General features: G+C 35.1%; 15 protein-coding genes. 6 read left to right on the forward strand and 9 right to left on the reverse strand.

What is annotated here, in order from left to right:
• Positions 1-6: 6 nt before the first annotated feature.
• On the forward strand, positions 7-2,646 hold the full coding sequence (locus T367_RS24395) for a serine hydrolase domain-containing protein (RefSeq protein WP_157454339.1): 2,640 nt from the start codon (positions 7-9) through the stop codon (positions 2,644-2,646).
• 177 nt (positions 2,647-2,823) lie between these two features.
• On the opposite strand, the gene T367_RS0120420 is transcribed toward T367_RS24395, so the two are convergent.
• Positions 2,824-3,609, reverse strand: a complete 786-nt coding sequence (locus tag T367_RS0120420; protein ID WP_027421484.1) for an SDR family oxidoreductase — start codon at positions 3,607-3,609, stop codon at positions 2,824-2,826.
• A gap of 62 nt (positions 3,610-3,671) precedes the next feature.
• Between T367_RS0120420 and T367_RS0120425 the strand changes: the two genes are divergently transcribed.
• From T367_RS0120425 to T367_RS0120440, 4 genes are all read left to right on the forward strand, one after another.
• Entirely contained in the window at positions 3,672-7,016 is a 3,345-nt protein-coding gene (locus tag T367_RS0120425) for a VCBS repeat-containing protein (RefSeq protein ID WP_027421485.1), read from the forward strand.
• Positions 7,017-7,132: 116 nt separating this feature from the next.
• Entirely contained in the window at positions 7,133-7,885 is a 753-nt protein-coding gene (locus T367_RS0120430) for a hypothetical protein (RefSeq protein ID WP_027421486.1), read from the forward strand.
• 420 nt (positions 7,886-8,305) lie between these two features.
• Positions 8,306-10,300, forward strand: coding sequence for a T9SS type A sorting domain-containing protein (locus T367_RS0120435; RefSeq protein ID WP_027421487.1), 1,995 nt, complete (start codon positions 8,306-8,308; stop codon positions 10,298-10,300).
• Between the two features lie 108 nt (positions 10,301-10,408).
• Positions 10,409-10,942 (forward strand): 3-hydroxyanthranilate 3,4-dioxygenase, encoded by a 534-nt coding sequence (locus tag T367_RS0120440; RefSeq protein ID WP_027421488.1) that lies wholly within the window; start codon positions 10,409-10,411, stop codon positions 10,940-10,942.
• 941 nt (positions 10,943-11,883) lie between these two features.
• On the opposite strand, the gene T367_RS0120450 is transcribed toward T367_RS0120440, so the two are convergent.
• From T367_RS0120450 to T367_RS0120480, 7 genes are all read right to left on the reverse strand, one after another.
• Complete coding sequence (locus T367_RS0120450) at positions 11,884-15,693, reverse strand: DUF7948 domain-containing protein (protein WP_211252740.1); 3,810 nt, start codon at positions 15,691-15,693, stop codon at positions 11,884-11,886.
• Positions 15,694-15,971: 278 nt separating this feature from the next.
• Positions 15,972-16,388, reverse strand: a complete 417-nt coding sequence (locus tag T367_RS0120455) for a toxin-antitoxin system YwqK family antitoxin (protein WP_027421491.1) — start codon at positions 16,386-16,388, stop codon at positions 15,972-15,974.
• A 6-nt stretch (positions 16,389-16,394) separates the two neighbouring features.
• A complete protein-coding gene (locus T367_RS0120460; RefSeq protein ID WP_027421492.1) occupies positions 16,395-17,372 on the reverse strand; it encodes a polyprenyl synthetase family protein in 978 nt (325 codons plus the stop codon).
• Positions 17,373-17,426: 54 nt separating this feature from the next.
• Positions 17,427-18,140, reverse strand: a complete 714-nt coding sequence (gene truB, locus T367_RS0120465; RefSeq protein WP_027421493.1) for a tRNA pseudouridine(55) synthase TruB — start codon at positions 18,138-18,140, stop codon at positions 17,427-17,429.
• A gap of 3 nt (positions 18,141-18,143) precedes the next feature.
• A complete protein-coding gene (locus T367_RS0120470; RefSeq protein WP_027421494.1) occupies positions 18,144-18,938 on the reverse strand; it encodes an undecaprenyl-diphosphate phosphatase in 795 nt (264 codons plus the stop codon).
• Positions 18,939-18,944: 6 nt separating this feature from the next.
• Positions 18,945-19,181 carry a DUF3098 domain-containing protein gene (locus T367_RS0120475; RefSeq protein ID WP_027421495.1) on the reverse strand — a complete coding sequence of 79 codons (237 nt, stop codon included), beginning with the start codon at positions 19,179-19,181 and terminating at the stop codon, positions 18,945-18,947.
• Between the two features lie 19 nt (positions 19,182-19,200).
• A complete protein-coding gene (locus T367_RS0120480; protein WP_027421496.1) occupies positions 19,201-20,085 on the reverse strand; it encodes a cell division protein FtsX in 885 nt (294 codons plus the stop codon).
• 116 nt (positions 20,086-20,201) lie between these two features.
• Between T367_RS0120480 and T367_RS24400 the strand changes: the two genes are divergently transcribed.
• Positions 20,202-20,840 carry a YceI family protein gene (locus tag T367_RS24400; RefSeq protein WP_027421497.1) on the forward strand — a complete coding sequence of 213 codons (639 nt, stop codon included), beginning with the start codon at positions 20,202-20,204 and terminating at the stop codon, positions 20,838-20,840.
• 75 nt (positions 20,841-20,915) lie between these two features.
• On the opposite strand, the gene hppD is transcribed toward T367_RS24400, so the two are convergent.
• Positions 20,916-22,079: a 4-hydroxyphenylpyruvate dioxygenase gene (gene hppD, locus T367_RS0120490; RefSeq protein WP_027421498.1), complete on the reverse strand. Its 1,164-nt coding sequence runs from the start codon at positions 22,077-22,079 to the stop codon at positions 20,916-20,918.
• Positions 22,080-22,088 lie beyond the last annotated feature (9 nt).

Genomic DNA, 22,088 nt, shown 5'->3' on the forward strand with positions numbered 1-22,088 from the left:
TTGGTTGTGAATCTGAAAAAAATCCTTTTATTCCTTTTTATTGGCCTGTTGTTACAATCTTGTAAGACAGATAAACCAAAGAAAAATAGTCAAGAAATTGAATTTTCTAATCACGATATATCTGATTCTATTTTTGGTTTGTTGTCGGCAAAGGATCAATATGCTCAGCATTTTATCATCGAAATTCCTGCAGCGTATCAAGATAAAATTCCAGCATTAAAAACATGGTTAATTGATTGTAAGCCTGGAGGCTTAAAGTTTGTAAATTGGCAAAATGACAGTATTAAAAAGTTGAAGTTAGACCTTGATACACTATTGCCAATTACACCTTTTTATACAGCTGAATTTTTTGATGTTTTAAATTCCGATCCTTACCCTTTTTGGGATGTAAATAAAGCAAACCTTAATTTAGATTTGATCAAACCCTTTAATAATATAGGGTATAATTTAATTGAGTTTGCAGGTAACTTAAATTGGTCAGACCAAGGTGAGGAATGGTTAAAAAAATGGCAATCTTTAAATGGCAGCAGTTTTATTCAAGCCAATTATTCCGATCAAAATTTTGAGTCAGATTACCCAGAATTTATTAAAAGCCTTCAAAAGGTTAAAAACGGGATCAAAATTAACCTTACTTATATCGATTCTGTTGTCTTTAATCAATTCAGGGATTTGTATGATTTTGAGGGCCTATTTATTGTGCATCCCAAGGATAAAATGAAACAATGGTTATTGCGAAACGGAGCAGACTTAATAACGGTTACTTTGGATACTGCTTTAACAGATGTTTTGAGTTTTAATAACTGGCAATTGAGGGAGGAAGATTTTAATGAATACGAAAAAAGTACGAGAAGAATTCTAGAGAAAAAACTTAGTATAATATACGATACTATTTCTCACGACTCAAATAAAGAGTTAGAATATAGTAGTTTAAATTTCAAGTTAAATAGTACAAGCCTACTAAATAATAAAAATAAACTCGTCGCGATTTCGAAAAAAACTACTGTTTATCATGCTGATGAAATCAGTATCAATTCAAGAATTAGATCAGAAAATAATATTCAATTCAAAAGGGTGATTTTAGACAGTATTTTCTTGAAAAAATTAAATCAATTCAAAGACCCAAATGTCTTGATTATTCCTACGGATTTATCAGCTGCACTTTTGGGTTATATTAAAGATAGTGTAAATACAAAAAATAGCCTTGTTTGTTTTGCAGATCCTAAACAATATCAATACTTATCAAATCAAAAGAACCTCGTGTTTACAAGTGATTTAGAATTTGAATATTTGGTTCAACAATTCGCTGCGCGACTGCCTTTAAAAGGTGATTTCTCTCTTAACGATACTGTTATAAAAGGATTGTCCATCAAGAAAAAATATTTAGCACGAACGTCACCAGATTTTGTCGGAGTGAATGCTGATACACTTAAAAGAATAGATTTTACAGTTCAATCCGCTTTAAACGGAAGAGCATTTCCTGGTTGTCAAGTTTTAATAGCTAAAAATGGTTGTATTATTTACGATAAATCTTTTGGTTATCATAGTTATGACCGCGTTCGTAAAGTAAATAGTGAATCCCTATATGACTTAGCGTCTCTAACCAAAGTGATTGCGACTACAATGGTCGCTATGCGATTATATGAGTTAGGAACATTTAAACTTCAAGATAGTTTATCTAAATTTTTACCTGACTCATTAAAAGATCATCTTCAATTTCCAAGTACAATTCGAAATATTACTTTTTCTGAATTATTAACGCATAAAAGTGGAATGCCTGCTGGTTTTCCAATATTGAGATATATGCAGTATGTGAAGGATTCAGTGAAGCGTTTTGACAAATATTTTTGTGATCAACCTAGCGAATTTTTTAATGTAGAGGTTGCTGAGAATTTCTATTTGGAAAATGAATATCTTGATTCGATGTGGTTGACCTTAAATCAAATTTGGTTAGATCCCGACAAACCTTATAAGTACAGTGATGTCAATATGAATACGCTGTATGTCCTTTTTAAAAGTATGTTGGATAAAAATCCTGAAAAATTTGATTTAAAAGCGAAAGAAACAACTGCGAATAATTTCGATAAATTCCTTTTGAATTATTACTTTAAACCACTTTCAATGGATCATACGCGATACATGCCTCGCAAGGAATTTGCTAAGGAAAAAATCGTGCCGACTGAAACGGATAATTATTGGAGAAAACAAACTTTACGAGGCCATGTTCATGATCCTAATGCTGCATTATTGGGTGGTGTTGCGGGAAATGCAGGATTATTTTCAACAACCAATGATCTTGCTATTATTTGCGAATTGATTAGACAAAAAGGAATGTACGGAGGGCGTCAATATTTAGCGGCTGAAACAGTGAATAAATTTATTGCTACCCAACCTAATTCGCATAGAGGTTTAGGTTTTAACAAGCCGTCGATTAATGTGTCGGCATTTGGTTGTTCAGGTGATGCTTCACCAGCAACTATTGGTCATACAGGATTTACTGGAACTTGTTTTTGGATTGATCCAGAAAATGGTTTAACATTTATCTTCCTATCCAATCGTGTAACACCAAAAGTGAACAATCGAATTTACCAATATGGCGTTCGAAAAAAGATTCACCAAATCGCTTATGATGCTTGCTATGTAGATTAGTTCTATCTATCAATTATTAATGGTCAACTTGCTCTCCTTTTCTTAAGGTAATTGTATAATATTTAGTAAAAAGGTTGCATATAACTATCATCAAGCCTTAGCGTTCTCGACTAATATCTATTCCCATAACCCCTCGTCCTTCGAAGCCATAGCGTAGGAGGAACTAAAAACTAAGCCCTATAAACTCTTCGTTCTGCCACCATCAACAGGAACATTAATTCCATTGATATAGCTCGCTGCAGGAGAAGCTAAGAAAGCAATAGCATTCGCAACCTCTTCTGGTTCTGCAACGCGACCCATTGGCGAAGCATTAGCCATGTCCTGTTTAATCGAATCAAAAGCTTTACCTGTTTTTTCTGATTTATTTTCAATGATAGATTGAAGTCTTGCAGTATTTGTTGCGCCAGGAAGAACATTATTAACAGTGATATTATACTGTCCCAATTCATTCGCTAGTGTTTTACTCCAATTAGCAACGGCTCCTCTTATCGTGTTAGAAACACCTAAATTCGGTAAAGGTTGTTTTACTGAAGTTGAAATAACGTTTATAATTCGTCCATATTTAGCAGCGATCATTTTATCTTTAACTGCTTGCACAAGGATGTGATTACAAATTAAATGTTGGTTGAATGCAGCGATAAATTCATCAGTTGAAGCTTCATGAATCAATCCGCCAGCCGGTCCGCCTGTATTATTAACTAGAATCTCAACCGATTTATTCCCTAAAGATATGTCCAGCATATTCTTTAATTCTTCTGGTTGAGTAAAGTCTGCAACAATAAAAGCATGTGATTGATCAGCACTCGTATCCAACGCTTTCATAGTAGACTCCAGTCTTTCAGGATTCCTTGCTATAAGTATAATGTTTGCGCCTAGTTTTGCTAATTCTTTAGCCGTTGCTAGTCCAATTCCCTGTGTACTTCCGCACACAATTGCTGTTTTATGTTTTAGATTTATATCCATAATAAATAATTTGGGGCAAAGTTAGTATATTTGTTAGAATGTAAATTTTGAAAGTTCTAAATATGAAGAATGTTTATTTAATTGCCCTTGTCGTTTTTATCCTTACTTCTTGTGGAGGTGAGGCTAAGAAAGAAAATACGAAAAATGAAGAAAACGCGATTTCGGAGTCAATGAAATTTGAAATGGTTAGCTCCGATCATAGTGGCGTTAATTTTGTAAATAAAGTAACGGAAAACGTTGACTTTAATTTTTATACTTATGAGTATATCTATAATGGTACAGGTGTAGCACTGGGTGATGTAAATAATGATGGGTTAACTGATATTTATTTAACAGGAAATCAAATTCAAGATAAACTATACTTAAATAAAGGAGATTTAAAATTTGAAGATGTTACGGCAACTTCTTTTGATGAATCAGCAAATGATGGTTGGCATACAGGTGTAACCATGGTAGATATTAACGCCGATGGTTGGTTGGATATTTATGTTTGTAGATCTGGTGATCCGAAGGATAAAGAGCTTTTAAGAAATATGCTATTCGTCAATAATCAAGATGGAACTTTTACGGAAAAAGGGAAAGAATACGGTGTAGATGTTTTGGCAAGAACAACACATGCTGCATTTTTTGATTATGACAATGATGGAGATTTAGATTTATATATACTAAATCACCCAATTAAAACCCCAGGAGAAAAATTTGTTTCGGTTTCTGAATTTTTAAGATTAAAGAAATTTGGTCTAGATGCAGATGTGTTTCTAGAAAATCAAGATGGAAAATTTGTAGATGTAACGCAAAAGGTAGGGATTGCAAGTAATTGTTTCGGCTTAGGTGTCGCGACAGGTGATTATGATGGGAATGGATTTACAGATGTATATGTATCGAACGATTATCAAGATACTGACTTTATGTATATGAACAATGGGGACGGAACATTTACGGAAAAAATAAAGCAGACAACAAGTCACATTTCTAATTATTCAATGGGTAATGATGCTGCTGATTTTAATAATGATGGTTTTGTAGATATTATGACTGTTGATATGGCAGCAGAAGACCATGTGAGGTCTAAAAGAAATATGGGAGGTATGAGTTCTAAAAACTTTTGGGATCTTGTCACTGTAGGATTTCATTACCAATACATGTTTAATGCTCTACAATTAAATAATGGGAATAGTACATTTTCAGAAATTGCTCAATTTGCAGGTGTTTCGCATACAGATTGGAGTTGGGCTCCATTATTTGCTGATTTTGATAATGATGGATATAAAGATTTGTTTGTAACAAATGGTTATAAAAGAGAAGCACGGGACAATGATTATACAAGAATTTATTCAAAAATAGAGAATGAGCAGGGGATTGATAGTAATTTTCAAGAGGTTTTGGACTTAATGCCAACTTCAAAAATTTACAATTATGTGTATAAAAACAGTGGTGATTTAAAGTTTATTAATAAAACAGCGGAATGGGGAATGGAGATTCCAATTAATTCTAATGGGCTTGCTTTTGCTGATTTAGATATGGATGGTGATTTGGATTTAGTGATGTGTAATATGGATGAAAATGTTTCAATTCTTGAAAATAAATTATCATCAAGTAATAATTATGTTCGCTTTAAAGTACAAGGCTCGACCAATAATCCTGGAGCGATTGGCTCAAAAGTGACGATAGAAACCGAAAACGGAATTCAGTACCACGAGATGTTTGTGAGTCGTGGTTACGAATCTTCAATGGAGAATATCGTGCATTTTGGTTTAGGTAAAGTTGATAAAATAAAGAAAATAACTGTTAATTTCCCAGATGGTAAATCTTACACTGCGTCAAACTTGGATGTAAATAAAGTACATACAATAGCCTATACGGATGCGAAAGCTGGAACATTGAATAACGAAAATAAAGCAGGTCAATTTTTTACAGATATTAGTGATTCTATTTTTACTTTTGTTCACAAAGAGGTAACTGTAGATGATTTTGAGAGTGAAGTGCTTTTACCGAATAAAATGTCCCAACTTGGGCCGTTTATAACGAAGGGAGATGTGAACGGCGATGGACTAGAGGATGTTTATATTTCCGGAGCTTCAGGTCAAACAGGTCATTTAATGTTACAATCCGAAAATGGATTCACCGAGAAGAATGGGCCTTGGTCAAAAGATTTAGACATTGAAGAATTGGGTTGTGAATTTTTAGATGTTGACAACGATGGGGATCTTGATCTGTATGTGTCGTCAGGAGGTAATGAATTCGGTCTGAATTCCAATTTATATTTCGATAAATTATACATCAACGATGGTAATGGCAATTTTAAAAATGAGTCAACAGATCGATTGCCACCAATGGTTACTTCAGGTCAAAGTATCGCTTTTGCAGATTACGATAACGACGGTGATTTAGATATTTATGTTGCTGGCCGTCAAACACCCGGGTATTATCCTTTTGCACCAAGAAGTTATTTGTTAAATAATAATGGAAGTGGTTACTTCACAGATGTTACTGTTCAGTCAACCAATCAACAACAGGGTAAAGAATTAGCATCTTTCATGGGGCCAGGTATGATTACTGATTTATTGTGGGATGATATTGATGGCGATAAAGATCTCGATTTAATTGTTGTCGGCGAATGGATGGCTGTTACCTTTTTTGAGAATAACAACGGAGTTTTTAGTGATGTGACAAAAAAATTCAATCCTTCAGCAGAAGTAGGTTGGTGGTATTCAATTGCTAAAGGTGATTTTAATGGTGATGGAGTAAACGATTATGTTGTTGGAAATGTTGGTGAGAATAATAAATTTCACCCAACAGATAAAAAACCACTGGAAATTTATTGTAGTGATTTTGACAAGAACGGAACCTATGATATCGTTTTAGCGAAATATCAAAACAATATTTGTTACCCAGTGAGAGGTAGACAATGTTCGTCAGATCAAATGCCTTTTATCGTGAATAAATTTCCTTCCTATGCCGATTTTGCAACTGCGGATCTTAAAACCATTTACGGCGAAGAAGCTTTAGATAATGCGTTACATTATTCAGCAACTGTTTTCAGTTCGGTTATTTTATTGAGTGATAACGGGAGTTTTAAATCAGTAAATCTTCCTTCATTTGCACAGTTTGGACCAATTAACAAGTCAATAATTTTAGATCTGAATAAAGATGGAAACCTTGATGTTGTGGCAGCGGGGAATAATTTTTCAGTGGAAGTAGAAACGATAAAATATGATGGTAGTAGAGGTGTTGTATTATTGGGTAACGGTAGTGGTGGTTTTGATCAGTTATCTCCTTTGCAATCAGGCTTTTTTGAAAATTTTGACATGAAAGATATGGAATTGATGAATATTAAGAACATAGGCAATGTTCTCATAACTGTTAATAATAGGGGGGCATCTAAAACGTTCTTGTTAAATAAATAACATGTGTTTTTAATTAATTAACAGTAATGTATAATTCAAGTAAAATATATTTGTTTATTCAACTTGTTTTATTACATTAGCACAATTAAATCTAAATAATAATTTAAAAACTAGTTATGAAGAAAATTGACTTAATGCTAAAACTGCTCTTTTGTGTGGTTTTTGTGAATGGTGCTTCAGCCCAAGATGTTTATCTCGATGGAGGTGAAGATTGTGGATCTGCAGTTCCAATTACTGTGGGCGAAAATTATATCAGTACTGTATGTGATGCAGGGTGGTATGCTTTTACAGCGCCCTGTGATGGTAATCTACAAGTAAACCATTGTGGTGACGGTGGATTACGTGATTATGCTTTGCCATTTAATGGGACTTATGGTAATATTAGAAGAATACATTCAGGTGGTTGTGATGATTTGCGTCTTGAAACAACAGCTGCTTGGACTGTATGTACATCTGCAGATGTGGCTGTAGAGGCTGGTGAAACTGTATTTATTGAAATTGATGAGCAGTGGAGTTGTGATAATGACAATGGTGATTATCGTTTTGATATTGAATTTGAGAACCCTGCTTGTCCTCAACCAAACTCATTGGATGTTGGTTCAATGACTTACGAAACAGCTGATATCGGTTGGTATGGACCAGGACTTGATTATGAGGTTGTTTATGGATTAACTGGTTTTGATCCAGAAGTTGGTGGACGTAGTGTCTTAGATGGTGAAGATGGTGATTATGATGATGGGGGTTTTATGACCTTAGAAGGTTTAGCTGAAAACACTTGTTATGATTACTATGTTCGTGCGATATGTAACGAAGAAGGTTTAGAAAGTTGTTTCTTAAGTGGACCATTTACTTTCTGTACTCCGGCATAATGTCCAACGCCTACATCTCCATTTGTAACAGGTATTACGAATGAAAATGCTAGACTTAATTGGGGTCGTGGTGCTGATGAAGGCCAATATGATATCGAATGGGGTCCTGAAGGGTTTTTATTAGGTTCAGGAACTTATATTCCTTTTCACGATTCTAGATCTTATGATTTAACTGGTTTAGAGGCTGATGAATGTTATGATTTTTATGTAAGATCTATTTGTGAATTAGAAGATGGTACTTTCCGTTCAGTATGGGTAGGGCCAATAGAATTTTGTACACAGAAAAACTGTTTAGATCCTAGTGATTTATCAGTAATTACTGTTGGAGAGAATAGTGCGACTACAGGTTGGACTGCAAATAATGATCCAGAAGAAACTGAGTGGAATATTCAATATGGTAGTCCAGGATTTACATTAGGAATGGGAACAACTGTAACTGGTGTACCTTCAAATCCTTTTACTTTGACTGAATTACCAGGAGGTAGAACTTTCTGTTACTACGTTCAAGCAGTTTGTGCTGAAGATGAAGTTTCAAATTGGGTTGGATTAGAGTGTTTTACAACACCTGTTACTTGTGATAAGCCAGCTGGTGCTTATGCTGGTCCTCATCCTGATGCTTTAGATGATCCAACACGTGCACGTTTGGGATGGGTTGCAGACGATGCACCATTTGATTGGACATTAGTTTGGGGTCCTGAAGGATTTGATTTTGAAGGCGGTGAAGGTGAATATGAAACTCCACCACCATTCGGAACTTGGGATTTAGATGATTTGATCCCTGGTCAAAGATATTGTTACTATGTTAGAAGAAACTGTACTGAAGATGGTGAAGATCACGAAGAGTGGATGTCTTCTTCATGGACTGGACCAATCTGTTGGGTACAACCAGAGATTTGTGTAACTCCAATTGCAATGAATGTAATTAACATTACGAATACTGCAGCTAACGTTACTTTCTTTGCTCCTGGAACTGACGAATGGAATTTCGAATGGGGTGCGCCTTGTTTCACTCCTGGTGCTGGTGAATCTATTGGTTCTGAATCAGGAACTGATGAATATCCTTTCTACATGACAGGTTTAGAGCATTCAACTCCTTACGAAGTTTATGTTCAGTCTGAATGTGGTGCTGATGGTACTTCTGCGTGGGCAGGTCCTTACTTATTTGGAACTGATATAGCGAATGATAATCCTTGTGATGCTGAAACGCTTGTATTAGATGGTCCAGCTTTAAGAAGACATAATTTTGATGCTACTGTTTTACCTGGTGAAACTACTTTAGCTCCTCCTCTTACTGATTGTTATGGTAACGAAGGTTGGTGTTCTGGTGATGGTGTTGATAGAACTGTTTGGTTCAAATTTATCGCTCCAGGTTCTGGTCAAGCTAAATTATCTACTTATAGTGATGATGCTTGTATTACTAACGGACCAACTGAAGTTGCAATGTATTCTACAGGTGATTGTTTAATCCTTGATAACTTTGAGTTAGAATTTGCAAACACTTTAGCACCTGATGCTGATGGTGAAGTTGGACCTTATGGTTCAGAATTTACATTGTGTGGTTTGACTCCTGGAGTTGAGTATTATGTAATGGTTAATCCAGTTTCATTTGTTAAGCCTGAGGTAATGTTCTCAATCGAATTAAGTTCAATTGAAGATGCATATGCAGGTTTTGGATTAAATCCAACAATTTGTTCAGGTGGAATGTATGACATGTTTGAATCAGTAGCAGGTGAGTCTGCAGAAGGAAGATGGTATATCGGTGGAGTTGATCCAATCAACAGAGTTGATAGCGATGTTACTTTCCCTGATGGTTCTTATACGTATGAAGCTTATTATGTAGCTGATAACGGTTGTGCTACTGATATGACTAGTACTACTATTACAACTGTACCTCGTCCAGTTGCTGGTGGTGACGGATTCTATACTGCTTGTAATACTTATGATATCATTCTTTCTGACCACTTAGTTGGAATGTCTGATGCTGGTGGTATCTGGGAGTACTTAGGTGAAGATACTTTAGTAGCTGTAACTAGAGGTGGATTGTTTAGACCACTTGATATGGCAGTTGATGCTTACGAATTTAGATATATCGTAACTAGCACATATTGTCCATCTGATACAGCTTACGTAACAATTATCTTAAACAACTGTTTAGGTGTTGATGAGAATGGTGTTGATGCTATGATCGTTTTCCCTAACCCAGTGTTAGATGTTGTAACTATTCAAAACCTTAACATTGAAGGTGATGCTGTAATTGAATTATTAGATGTAAATGGTAAATTAGTATTATCTAACCAAGTTGCTAACTTGACTGGTAACTATACTATCGATATGTCTAACGTTGAAAGTGGAGTTTACTTTATTAAAGTAACTTCTGACAGCGCTGTTCAAAAGACTCGCGTAGTTAAGCAATAATAAATTTATAACTAAGTTGAAGGGGTGGATCGAAAGATTCACCCCTTTTTTTTGTTAGCTATTCTGCTATTTTAGTTAATTTTATTCCTCATTTAATAATGCCAAATTATGTCTATAGCGAAACCTTTTAATTTAAAGAATTGGATTACCTCTAATCGTGATTTATTGAAACCGCCAGTGTCGAATAAAAATTTGTATACTGAATCTGGTGATTATATTGTTATGGTAGTAGGAGGTCCAAATGCACGTAAGGATTATCACTATAATGAAACTGAAGAATTATTCTATCAGCTAGAAGGTGATATTGTTGTAACAATTCAGAATGAAGGTAAGGCCGAAAAGGTGACAATAAAAGAAGGTGAAATGTTTCTTCTGCCTGCTAACACCCCGCATAATCCGGTAAGACCAGCACATTCAGTTGGACTTGTAATTGAAAGAAAACGAAAAGGAACTAGCCATAGAGATGGGTTAATGTGGTTCTGCGATAACTGTAATAATAAGCTACATGATACCTATTTCGAATTACACAACGTTGAGAAGGACTTTCAACCGCGCTTCAAGGCTTTTTACCAATCAGAAGATTTACGTACGTGTAAGGCTTGCGGAACGGTAATGGAGATAGATCCGAGATTTGTGGATTAGGTTCCATTATAAATTCTTTTGATTAACACAGTCGTTACGAACTATATAATTTTTGTATAGGGGTATGTAATATCTCATTATCTAGCTTTGATAAATTTAAATCCTCAATCGCGACTTTATATTAATCGTATGAATATTTTGTATTTGATGATAGAATTAACCAATTTATATCGTTGTTAAAGTTAAAGAAAAGCCTAACGATTTTTCTCATCCGATTTGACACTTTGAATAACAAGTTTGAGGATGTTAAATATTTTATAAAATAGGGTTTTGGAAAACATTTTATTTCAATTTCCGGATTTAATCTATTAGCAAGTATTTAAGTAAATTTAAGTTTATATGTATTAGCAATTCTACTAATTCTAGATAAATGGCTACTTGTTAAGGATCAGTCACAATAGTTAGTGAGTAAAAGCGGGCTATTGTTTGTAGACCTTGCCAGAGCCTTTTTTCCGCGTGCGCTGAAGCTATCTTCGATGACCGAAGCTTCTAGCGAAGGCTATAGCGGAGGCTCTACTTCCTTTTCTTTCCCGAAAGTGTTCGGGAGTAAAAAAGGAAGAAGAGGTTACATAAAATTAAAAAGCAAATCGGGTAACCAAAAAATTCAAAATAAAATTTTGATGATTCAAAAATGTTGCGCTAATCATATTAAGATTAACTCAAATATTTTGCTCGTCCTCAAGAATTAGTCTTGATCTCTTATTAGGCATAATAAGTGTCTATTCGGTAAAGGAAAGGTATTGGCGGGCTTTAGATTCGACTGGTTAAACACTTAAAAAGGAATTCTGTAATAATAATATATCAATAAGTGTATAATTATATTAATTCAAAGCTTTATTTACAGTTAATAGGTCACTATCAGTAGCGAGTGAAAGTATGTGTTTGAGAAATAAGTTAAGCAATAGCGAATCTTTGTAAGTGGATGTTTTCTTGAGAGTTGATTATTTCAACACTGTTACATGTCCTCTCATTTCGTTGCTCATACCATTAATGTCGGTATATACGATTTGCCAAATATAGACATCATCTTTCACGAGGCTGCCTCTATAATTGCCATCCCAATAATCATCTATTGATTCTAATCGGTGAACCACTTCTCCCCATCTATTAAAAATGATCATTTCAAATTCAACTACATTGTGTGCGATAGCTTTAAAGACATTGTTGAAATCATCTCCGTCAGGAGAAAAAGCGTTTGGCACAAAAATTAAAGGATCGAATTTAACGGGTACGTGTGCAGATATTTTACAACCGTTAATATCAGTGACCGTAGCGGTATAGGTCGTTTCTTTTTCTGGATAAACAAAAGTTTCTGGACAAATGATACAGTCAATATTATATGGAGGGCTCCAAAGGATATCACCTTCAGCTTCAACCCAAATGCGAACAGTGTCACCAATAATGTTGTATGCCTCTGGTGAAACACTTATTGAAGGTAGGGAGTGTAAATACACATAAGTCGACATTTCTAAATGGCATGCATTTTCGTCAGTTATTTCTACGATATATTCAATATCATGCTTCGGAAAGGCTAGTGTATTAGAAACGTTAGGCGTCAGTAAAAAACTGCGTGGCTTCCAGCTATATGCTATTCCACCGCTGGCCCATAAATTTATTGTATCTCCTGGGCAAATTGTTGTATCAGGTGATATTGATCCAAGTATTTCAACTACATCTATAAAAATAGAGTCATAAACGACACCACAGGCATTATTAAATGAAACCTTATAACTTGTATCGACGCTAGGCCATACTCGCGGATTATACACTTCAATATCGCTTATATTGTATGCTGGAGACCAATGATAGCTTGTTGCTCCACTTGCTGTAATTCTTGTGGTATCTCCAAGGCAAAGTTTCTCTGGTCCTGTAATATTCGGAAATGGCAAGCCTAGGTCTACAAGCACTTTTGCAGAATCGACAACAACACATTCATCTTCAGTAATAATAATTACAGTGTAAGTAGAAGTAAATAAAGGCGAAAGTGTAGGGTTTGGTATAGTTGGATCATCGAGTTCATCAGGTGGGGTCCACTCGTATTCAGCTCCGCCATATGCAAATAACATGGCATCGTTTCCTATGCAAATTGCAGTATCTGGACCAGCGCCAGCATCGACATCAAATACACTTACGACAACCTCCACTTCAGACAATCCACAAACACTTTCAATTGTTACAATAAATGTTGTTTCTTCGGTAATTGTTACCACAGGTTCGGCTAAAGTTGGATTTTCAAAGAACTCTGGAGGCCCCCATAAGTAGGTAGTACCGCCAACAGCAAATAATTCTACCGAAGTTCCGGGACAAATTGTATCTTCAAGTGATCCTGCCAAGCCTTCAAATAATGCGATAGTTACGGTTATATAAGCAGTGTCTGGCAAGAAGCATCCTTCAGAATCTGTCACCACTAAACGAACGATATATTCGCCTGGTTCTTCATAATAATAAGATGGTTCAAACTCGGAAGAAGTTCCTACACCATCACCAAAATCCCATTCGTAAGTATCTCCATATTCACTTGCGTTTTCAAAATCTACAGGATCAGGAATACAAATAACGGGTGTTCCAGTACTCAATACAGCTTCAATTTTTGCTAAATCGAATTGAAAAACAGCCATATTACAGTTCGTAGCAGGATTGGTAGGTGAAAAAGCACCTGGTGTAGTTGGAAAGCCAGCATCAACACCACCACATGCCGCACATACGGCGTGATAGATAGAACCTGACTTATCAAATCTACTCGTCCCACCATCAACATGATCTCTAAAGAAATCAGTATTACCCATAAATGTTGCATATTTTAATGCCGCCATATTGGCTGTAAATACTGCTAGATAAAAATTACTTCCGCTAGTGGTCGGCTGGTATGCATCAAATGTAACTGGAAAACCAGAAGTTGTACTTCCGAATGATGGATGGCCAGAGTCATTATTAATTCTACCTCCCCAACCGGCGATATAAATCTCAAAACAGTCAGAAACAAGGAATGCAGTTGGTGAAATTTCAGAGTTTCCTGTGCTTGCACCAAAAACTGTCGACCATTGTGTTGTTGATAAATCATTGCTCAGTTTATGAATAAATTGACCACTGTTCACGTTGATATACGCACTTCCAACAATTTCGTAATTGCCATTGGTATTACCATAAGTATATACATAATCATCAGGATCGAGTTGAACCATATAGGCTTGGTCGTATTCATTTGTTCCTAAGTATGTTCCATTTGGGGCAGCATAAGTAGGTGCCGGAAATTTCATTAGATAGCCGTCAACTGTTCCTCCACTATATGTAGATTTCATACCACCTGTCGTATTTGGAAAGTTTAAACTGCTCGTTCCACCAGCAACAAAAATATCACCAGTTGAAGATAATTGTACCGAATTACCGGTTTCTAAATTGTCACCACCTAAATAAGTACTCCACAATAATTCTGTTAAATCAGGATTCATTTTAAATACTACAGCATCTTGAGCGCCGCCTAAGGTAGCATCAAAACCTCCAACAATTGGGAAGTTTGAACTACGCGTTACAGAAGTTATATAAGCATTAGATTCTGCATCTAACATAATTTCACCACGCAATAAATCACCGTAATTATAGGCAACGGTTAAATCATCATCGTCAACACCTGCTTCAGAAATGCCATCGTTTCCATCACCACCAATAAAAGTACCGCCTTCTAGCGTTGTACCATCAGCAGATAATTTTAAAACGTAAATATCCGATCCATTATTAAAAGCCATACCATCAACACTTGCCAATGCCGGCCCTCCTCTATATACTGTTTGGTAGCCTTCTGGTCGAATGGGAAAATCACTTGATGATGTTGCGCCCATTAAATAGAGCTCATTAGCTTCATTGACAATAATACTGTGAGGCGTTTCACTACTGTTCCCTCCAATATAGGTCGAGTACACAATTGCACCACCATCTTCATTGAATTTTGTAATCCCTACATCTACTGTTCCTCCATTAAAATCTAATTCAAAAGCACCTGGAGAAGTGGGATAACCTGAACCGAATACAACACCTCCAGCAATTAATTTTTTATCTATATCTGGGCATGCTGTCATTCCCCAATTGTCAGAAGTAGAGCCTGTAAATGTTGAGAACGTTAATTCTGGATCAATATATAAGATGCTTGATTCGTCATATCCATCAGGCATTACGAAGGACATTCTATTTTCAACTAATCGATATTCACAATTCACTTCACGTCGAATACCACCGATAATTTGATAAGCAATAGGTTTTGACTCTGTAATGTTACCAAATGGCGTATTTACTTGTAGCATACCATCTTCAAGTGTAATGCTTTCTTGACCATTATAAATGGCTACAAATTGGCTAAGATTGGCACCTGGACTTAAAATTAAATCGTATTTGAGTGTATTGTTCGACTCATACATCCGCAAATTAATATTGTCATATAGATTTTGGTAGACAACCTCTGTATACGCTCGAATGTTACTAGCCCATTTAGTAGTATCATTTCCTAAGAAATAATTCTCATAGAATGGGGAAGGGTTGAGTGAATTAAAATCTACCGTTCCGTTCGAGTTGAAAAAATTAACTTTAACGGCATGTCCTTCTGCAGGCGCTTGATGATTATGTCCATGTGCTTCGTCATATACTTCGCCGGCATTATCGAAAGAGTAAGTGAAACCATTTTTTTCGAGGTACATTCTACCACCTGGAATGTCAATTTTGTATTCAATATTTTCATGCCACTGCCCTTTGTTGGGACGCATCCAAATTTCATTCTGTCCCAAGCTATAAAAGCTGGAAAGTAAAAGAATGTATGTGAGCAATTTTCTTGTCATATAATTCCCGAAAATAATTCGAGGTTTCAACTGGTTTGAAAATAATCAACATTTAAATATACTGAAAAGGGTTAATATTGTTGAAGTATTTCCTTTATTATCCGTTACAAGATAAAGTCCAGTTAATTATAGACGTTTCTGAAGGGCAAAAGGTGGTCTGAGAAAAATAAAAATATGAGGATCCTATTTATTGGAATAATGCTTGTTTACTTATTTTCGTTTATTTTCTCACCTTTTTCATTGTAAAAAGTCCAATCTCCGATTTTTTTATCATTTTGATATTCACCGATATAGCGAGGTTTTCCATTTGGATAGAAAGCTAATGAATGGCCGTGTTTTTTACCATGGATATAATACATTTCACTCCATTTAATTCCATTTTCATAGTAAGATGTCCAAAGTCCGTGTCTCAATTTGTTTTCATCAAACTGACCTTCTATACTTAAAGTACCATTATCGTGATACTCTTTATATTTATTTGGATCACTAGATGCAGGATTTTCTTTTGAAGTTGTTTGTTGATTAGGAATTGTAGTTTCCTCTGATTTTTCAACTGTGCTTTGCTTGGAATTACAACTGATTAAACATAAAGTTGAAAAAATAAAAATATAAATTGTTTTCATATTGATTTATTTATCTCTATTTACGGTATATTCTACGAGTCCAATTAGCGCTTTTTTAGCATCATTTTCAGGGAAATCCTCAATAAGTTTTAAAGCCTCTTCTTTAATTCCTAACATTTTGGTATGCGCATATTTTACGCCGCCACTTTTCACTACTAAATCTATTGCCTCTTTAATTTTTTTAGGATTCTCGTTGTGATTCTTAACAATATTAATTAATGTCCTTTTAAGTTGTACATCCCCTAAATTGAGTGCATAAATTAAAGGTAAAGTCATTTTCCTTTCGCGAATGTCATTCCCGGTTGGTTTGCCAATTTTATCCCCATCTCCATAATCAAAAATATCATCCTTTATTTGGAATGCCATACCAACCAATTCACCGAATTTTTTAAACACCGCAACTGTTTTTTCATCTTGTGTTACAGAAGCAGCACCTGCAGCACAGCAAGAAGCAATTAATGAAGCTGTTTTTTGACGAATAATGTCATAATAAATCTCCTCGGTAATATCTAGTCTTCTCGCTTTCTCAATCTGTAATAATTCTCCCTCTGCCATTTCTTTTACGGCGTCGGAAACTATTTTCAGTAAAGTAAATTGTTGTGTATCAACAGAAAGTCTTAATCCTTGTGCCAATAAATAATCACCAACCAATACAGCAATTTTATTTTTCCATAAAGCGTTTACAGAGAAAACACCGCGACGTTCGTTGGCATCATCTACTACATCATCGTGCACTAATGATGCTGTATGAGATAGTTCAATTAATGAAGCAGCTGTATAACTCGATTCCTCAACACTTCCGTTGATCATTTTTGCAGTTAAGAAAACGAACATTGGTCGCATCTGCTTGCCTTTACGTTTTACAACATAATTGGTGATCTTATCAAGTAAGGCCACATCAGATTTGAGCGCATCTTTGAATTTAACCTCAAAAATTTTCATTTCTTCAGCTACATTAGCCTTTATTTCCTTGACATTTAGCATGTTTTACAAAGATACGGTTTGATTGATTATTATCGCATTATTTTGGATCAATTTTTAACTAATTTTTCCATCTCTAATTACCGCGATCCATTCTTCAACAGATTTGGCATTTTTAAGATCAAAATCTCCAATTTTGTCTCGTCGTAAGGATGATAAATATCCTCCATTGTTCAATGATTCACCAAAATCATTGGCTATACTTCTAATATATGTACCAGAAGAACAAGTAATTTCGAATGTAATATTGGGAAAGTCTATTGCAGTTATGTCAAACTGAGAGATTGTTACCCTTTTTGTCTTTAGAATGACTTCTTCTCCTGCGCGAGCTAAATCATATGCCTTTTTACCATTGACTTTTTTTGCTGAAAAAATGGGTGGCTGCTGATCAAACTCTCCGATCATACTCGCAGCTGTTTTGCGAATATCATCTTCAGAAATATGACTGATATCAAATTCCTTGTCAATCTCCGTTTCTAAATCGAATGAAGGGGTAGTAGCGCCTATTGTGATCGTGCCTGAATAGGTTTTCGGCAAACCCATATAGTCGTTTATTTCTTTGGTTTTTTTACCTGTGCAAATAATCAATAATCCATCAGCTAAAGGATCCAACGTTCCCGCATGACCAACTTTAATTTTCTTAATGCCTAATTGTTGTTTTAATTCGTATCGCAATTTATTCACCACATCAAACGAGGTCCAATGTAATGGTTTATTTACTAGAATTAATTGACCTTCTTTAAAGTCTTCGGGAGTAGGAACGAGGCTCATGAATTATTGGTTCAATGAATATATAATAGCGGCAACACCTATAACGGAACAGTATATTGCGAAATAAGTTAATTTAGCTTTTTTTACGAGTGCAATCATCCATTTACATGCGACAAGTCCAGCTAAGAAAGCGAAAATAAAGCCTATAATTAAAGCGGCTGAACTTACAGATGATGCGGCAAATTCATCACTCATGACATCTTTTGCCATTTTACCAAAAATTAGTGGCACAACCATAAGGAAGGAGAATCTAGCAGCTTTTTCCCTATCAATTCCAAGTAAAACCGAAGTTGAAATAGTAGCGCCTGATCTAGATATACCAGGCAGAATTGCAATAGCCTGTGATATACCTATGATAATTGAATGTCCAAAACCTACTGATTGATTGGTGTTTTTAGCGCGATCTGCAAATAATAGGAGGAATGCAGTAAGAATAAGCATACATCCAACCAATAAAATATTCCCACTAAAAAAGGCTTCGATTTGGTCGTTAAATACGATGCCAACAATTGCTGCTGGAATCATAGATAGGACTATTTTTAATGAAAATTTAAACTCGTCGTTCCACTTAAACTGGAACAGACCTTTTATAATTTCAAGAATATCTTTTCTGAATATAACAACGGTACTCAAAGCAGTGGCAAAGTGCAAGACAACTGTCATTAGCATACTTTCTTTCGGAACAGAATCGTCCCCCATTATGAATTTAGCTAATTCTAAATGACCGCTACTACTGACTGGTAAAAACTCTGTCAATCCTTGAATTATTCCAAGAATGATCGCTTCTATAATGCTCATTTAAATTTATTTGGCTTTTCTTTTTTTCATAATGCCGAAAATAACGACACCATAACCTGCTATTACCAACAAAGGAGCCAATGTAATTCGTCGGTGACTGAAAAGTGCTTCTTCATTGAATACATTAGGATCTTCTGATCCACCACCAATCATTAAAAAGAAACCAACTAACGAAAGTACAACTCCAGCGATGATTAGTTTATAATTCTCTGTGCCGAATACAAATTTTTCTTTATTACTCATTTTTGAATTTGTTATTAATTTAATAAAGTCGATCTAAATTTAACCTTAAATATTTGCGCAATGCAAAGTAGGTTGATGTGACCGTGATTAAAATGCCAAATATAATAATACCAATCAGCACAATAAAATAGAGTTTTAAATCCGTCATATTTAAAAAGACGGGATAGTATCTTTCTAGAACAGCGATCAAACCAAGTATCATTATTCCCGCTATAATGCCAGATAAAATTCCTTGTCCAACCGCGCTCCAAAAAAATGGTCTACGAATAAAACGTGGTGTTGCACCAACAAGCTGCATCGTTTTAATTAAAAATCTTTTAGAAAACAGGGCTAAACGAATGGTGTTATTGATCATAGCGATGGCGATAAATAATAATAAAGCGGCTAAGAATAACACAAAATAAACAAGCTTTTGAATGCCTGTGTTATAGTCGGCAAATAGTTCGTCTTGGTAAGACACCTCTATTAAACGCTCACCATAAGCCGTTTTTAATTCTTGCTCAATAATACGCATACTATCGAGGTTAAAGTAATTTCTCTCTAAAGTAATAATGACTGATTGATTCAATGGATTTTCATTCTCTAAAACTGAAAGTGCTGAGTCGCCACCGATATCATCCTTTATTATATCCCAAGCTTCATCCGAAGAACGATAAAAAGCACTGTGAACATACGTTTGATGTTGTAATTCTTCCTCAATTAAACCCAATTCAAGCGTATTAACATCATTGTCAAAAAATAGATCAATTTCAAAGCTCTCTATTTTTGAGTTTTTAATGTTGTTCAGGCCTAATAATAACCATGCAATGATACCGATTATAAAAAGCACCATTACGATGCCAATTATCGTAGCAATATAAGCCGTTCGGAGTCCTTTTTTAGTATTTGTTTTGGTCTTTGCCATTCAATCGCTAAAAGTAGGTATAATAATTTTTAATTCATTAAATTTTAGGAATTGAAGTGATAGTTTTTAGGAAATATTTACATTTGCATGTTTTAACAAATAAAAGGAGAAAAACAATGAAAAAGTCAATAGTATTAGGTTTAGGTGCAGTAGCACTTTTATTCGCATCATGTGGTGGAGCTAGCGAAGGTTCTGAAGTAGCAGTAGATTCAACAGAAGTTGAAGTTGTTGTTGAGTCAATTGTAAAAACGTTTAACGTTGATACTGCTGCAACAGTTATTACATGGGCAAATTTTTCTGAAGGAGAAGTTGATCACCAAGGAACAGTAAGTGCATTAAATGGTACTGCTGAAGTTACAATTACAGGAGAAGAAGCGGTTATTACTGCAGCTACGTTAGTAATTGACATGAATTCAATCTCAGAAGAAAGTGAAAAATTAGTTGGACATTTAGGTTCTCCTGATTTCTTTGCATTGGAAACATACCCAACTTCATCTTTCACATTTGATAGACATGAAAATGGAATGATTTACGGATCAGTAAATGTTTTAGGTAAAGATTTGGCTGTTGAAGCTCCTGCTGAAGTTATTGTTACTGAAGGTGCGTTAACTGTTAATGTTGGTGAATTTAAAGCTGATTTTGGTGCTTTAGAAATGCCTTTCTTTGTTACTGAAAAAGCTGAAAAACCAGAAGCTGAATGGCACAATGCATCAATTCAATTTTCTGCAACTATTAAGGCTACAGAACCTCAATAGTATATAGTATTAAATAAAAAATCCCGTCTTGGCTTAGCCGAGACGGGATTTTTTTGTTTTGTATTTTAAAGAGAACTAAAGCGTTCCTCTCTTTTCTTGCTCTCTTTCTATTGATTCGAATAATGCTTTAAAGTTACCAGCTCCAAATCCTCTTGCTCCCATTCGTTGAATGATTTCAAAGAATAATGTTGGACGATCTTCAACTGGCTTCGTGAAAATTTGGAGTAAATATCCCTCTTCATCCGCATCAATCATAATACCAAGGCCTTTTAATTTCTCGATATCTTCTTTTAATTCATGGCTATGTTCTTCAAGTCTACCAGGAACAGCATTATAATACTCTTCAGGAGGTGTAGACAAGAATTCAATTCCTCTAGCTTTCATTTTAGCAACAGTAGTAATGATATCATCTGTTGCCATGGCAATGTGTTGCACACCAGGGCTTTCGTAGAAATCTAAGTATTCTTCAATTTGAGATTTCTTTTTTCCTTCAGCAGGTTCGTTAATTGGAAACTTAATTCTACCATTTCCATTACTCATTACTTTACTCATCAATGCTGAGTATTCTGTTGTAATTTGTTTGTCATCAAAAGATAAAAAGTTAACGAATCCCATTACATCCTCATACCATTTCACCCAAGTATTCATTTCATTCCATCCAACATTTCCAACCATATGGTCAATAAATTTTAAGCCGGTTGGTTCTGGATTGTATTCAGATTTCCATTCAACATATCCTGGTAAAAAGGGTCCATTATAGTTTTTGCGCTCAACAAACATATGCACAGTTTCACCATAAGTATAGATTCCCGCTCTTACAACTTCACCATGCTCATCTTTTTCAACCGTAGGTTCCATAAAAGATTTAGCCCCACGTTTAGTTGTTTCTTCCCATGATTTTTTAGCGTCCTCAACCCAAAGAGCTGTGATCTTCACACCATCACCATGTTTCACGATATGATCGTTGATTGGAGATTTAGAATTTAAGGGTGTTGTTAAAACGATTCTAATTTTATCTTGTTTTAAAACATAAGAAGCATATTCTCTACTTCCTGTTTCTAAACCTTTATAGGCATAAGATTGAAATCCGAATGCTGTTTTATAGAAATGTGCAGCTTGTTTTGCATTTCCTACATAAAATTCAACATAATCAGTTCCCAATAATGGTAAAAAATCTTGTGCGTCTTCAAATATTTTTTCTAATCCGTATTCAACAGATTTTAAATCTTTATCACTCATATTAATATT

Origin of the sequence: Crocinitomix catalasitica ATCC 23190 (genome assembly GCF_000621625.1) — a bacterium.
In the GTDB taxonomy this organism is placed as follows: Bacteria; Bacteroidota; Bacteroidia; order Flavobacteriales_D; family Crocinitomicaceae; genus Crocinitomix; species Crocinitomix catalasitica.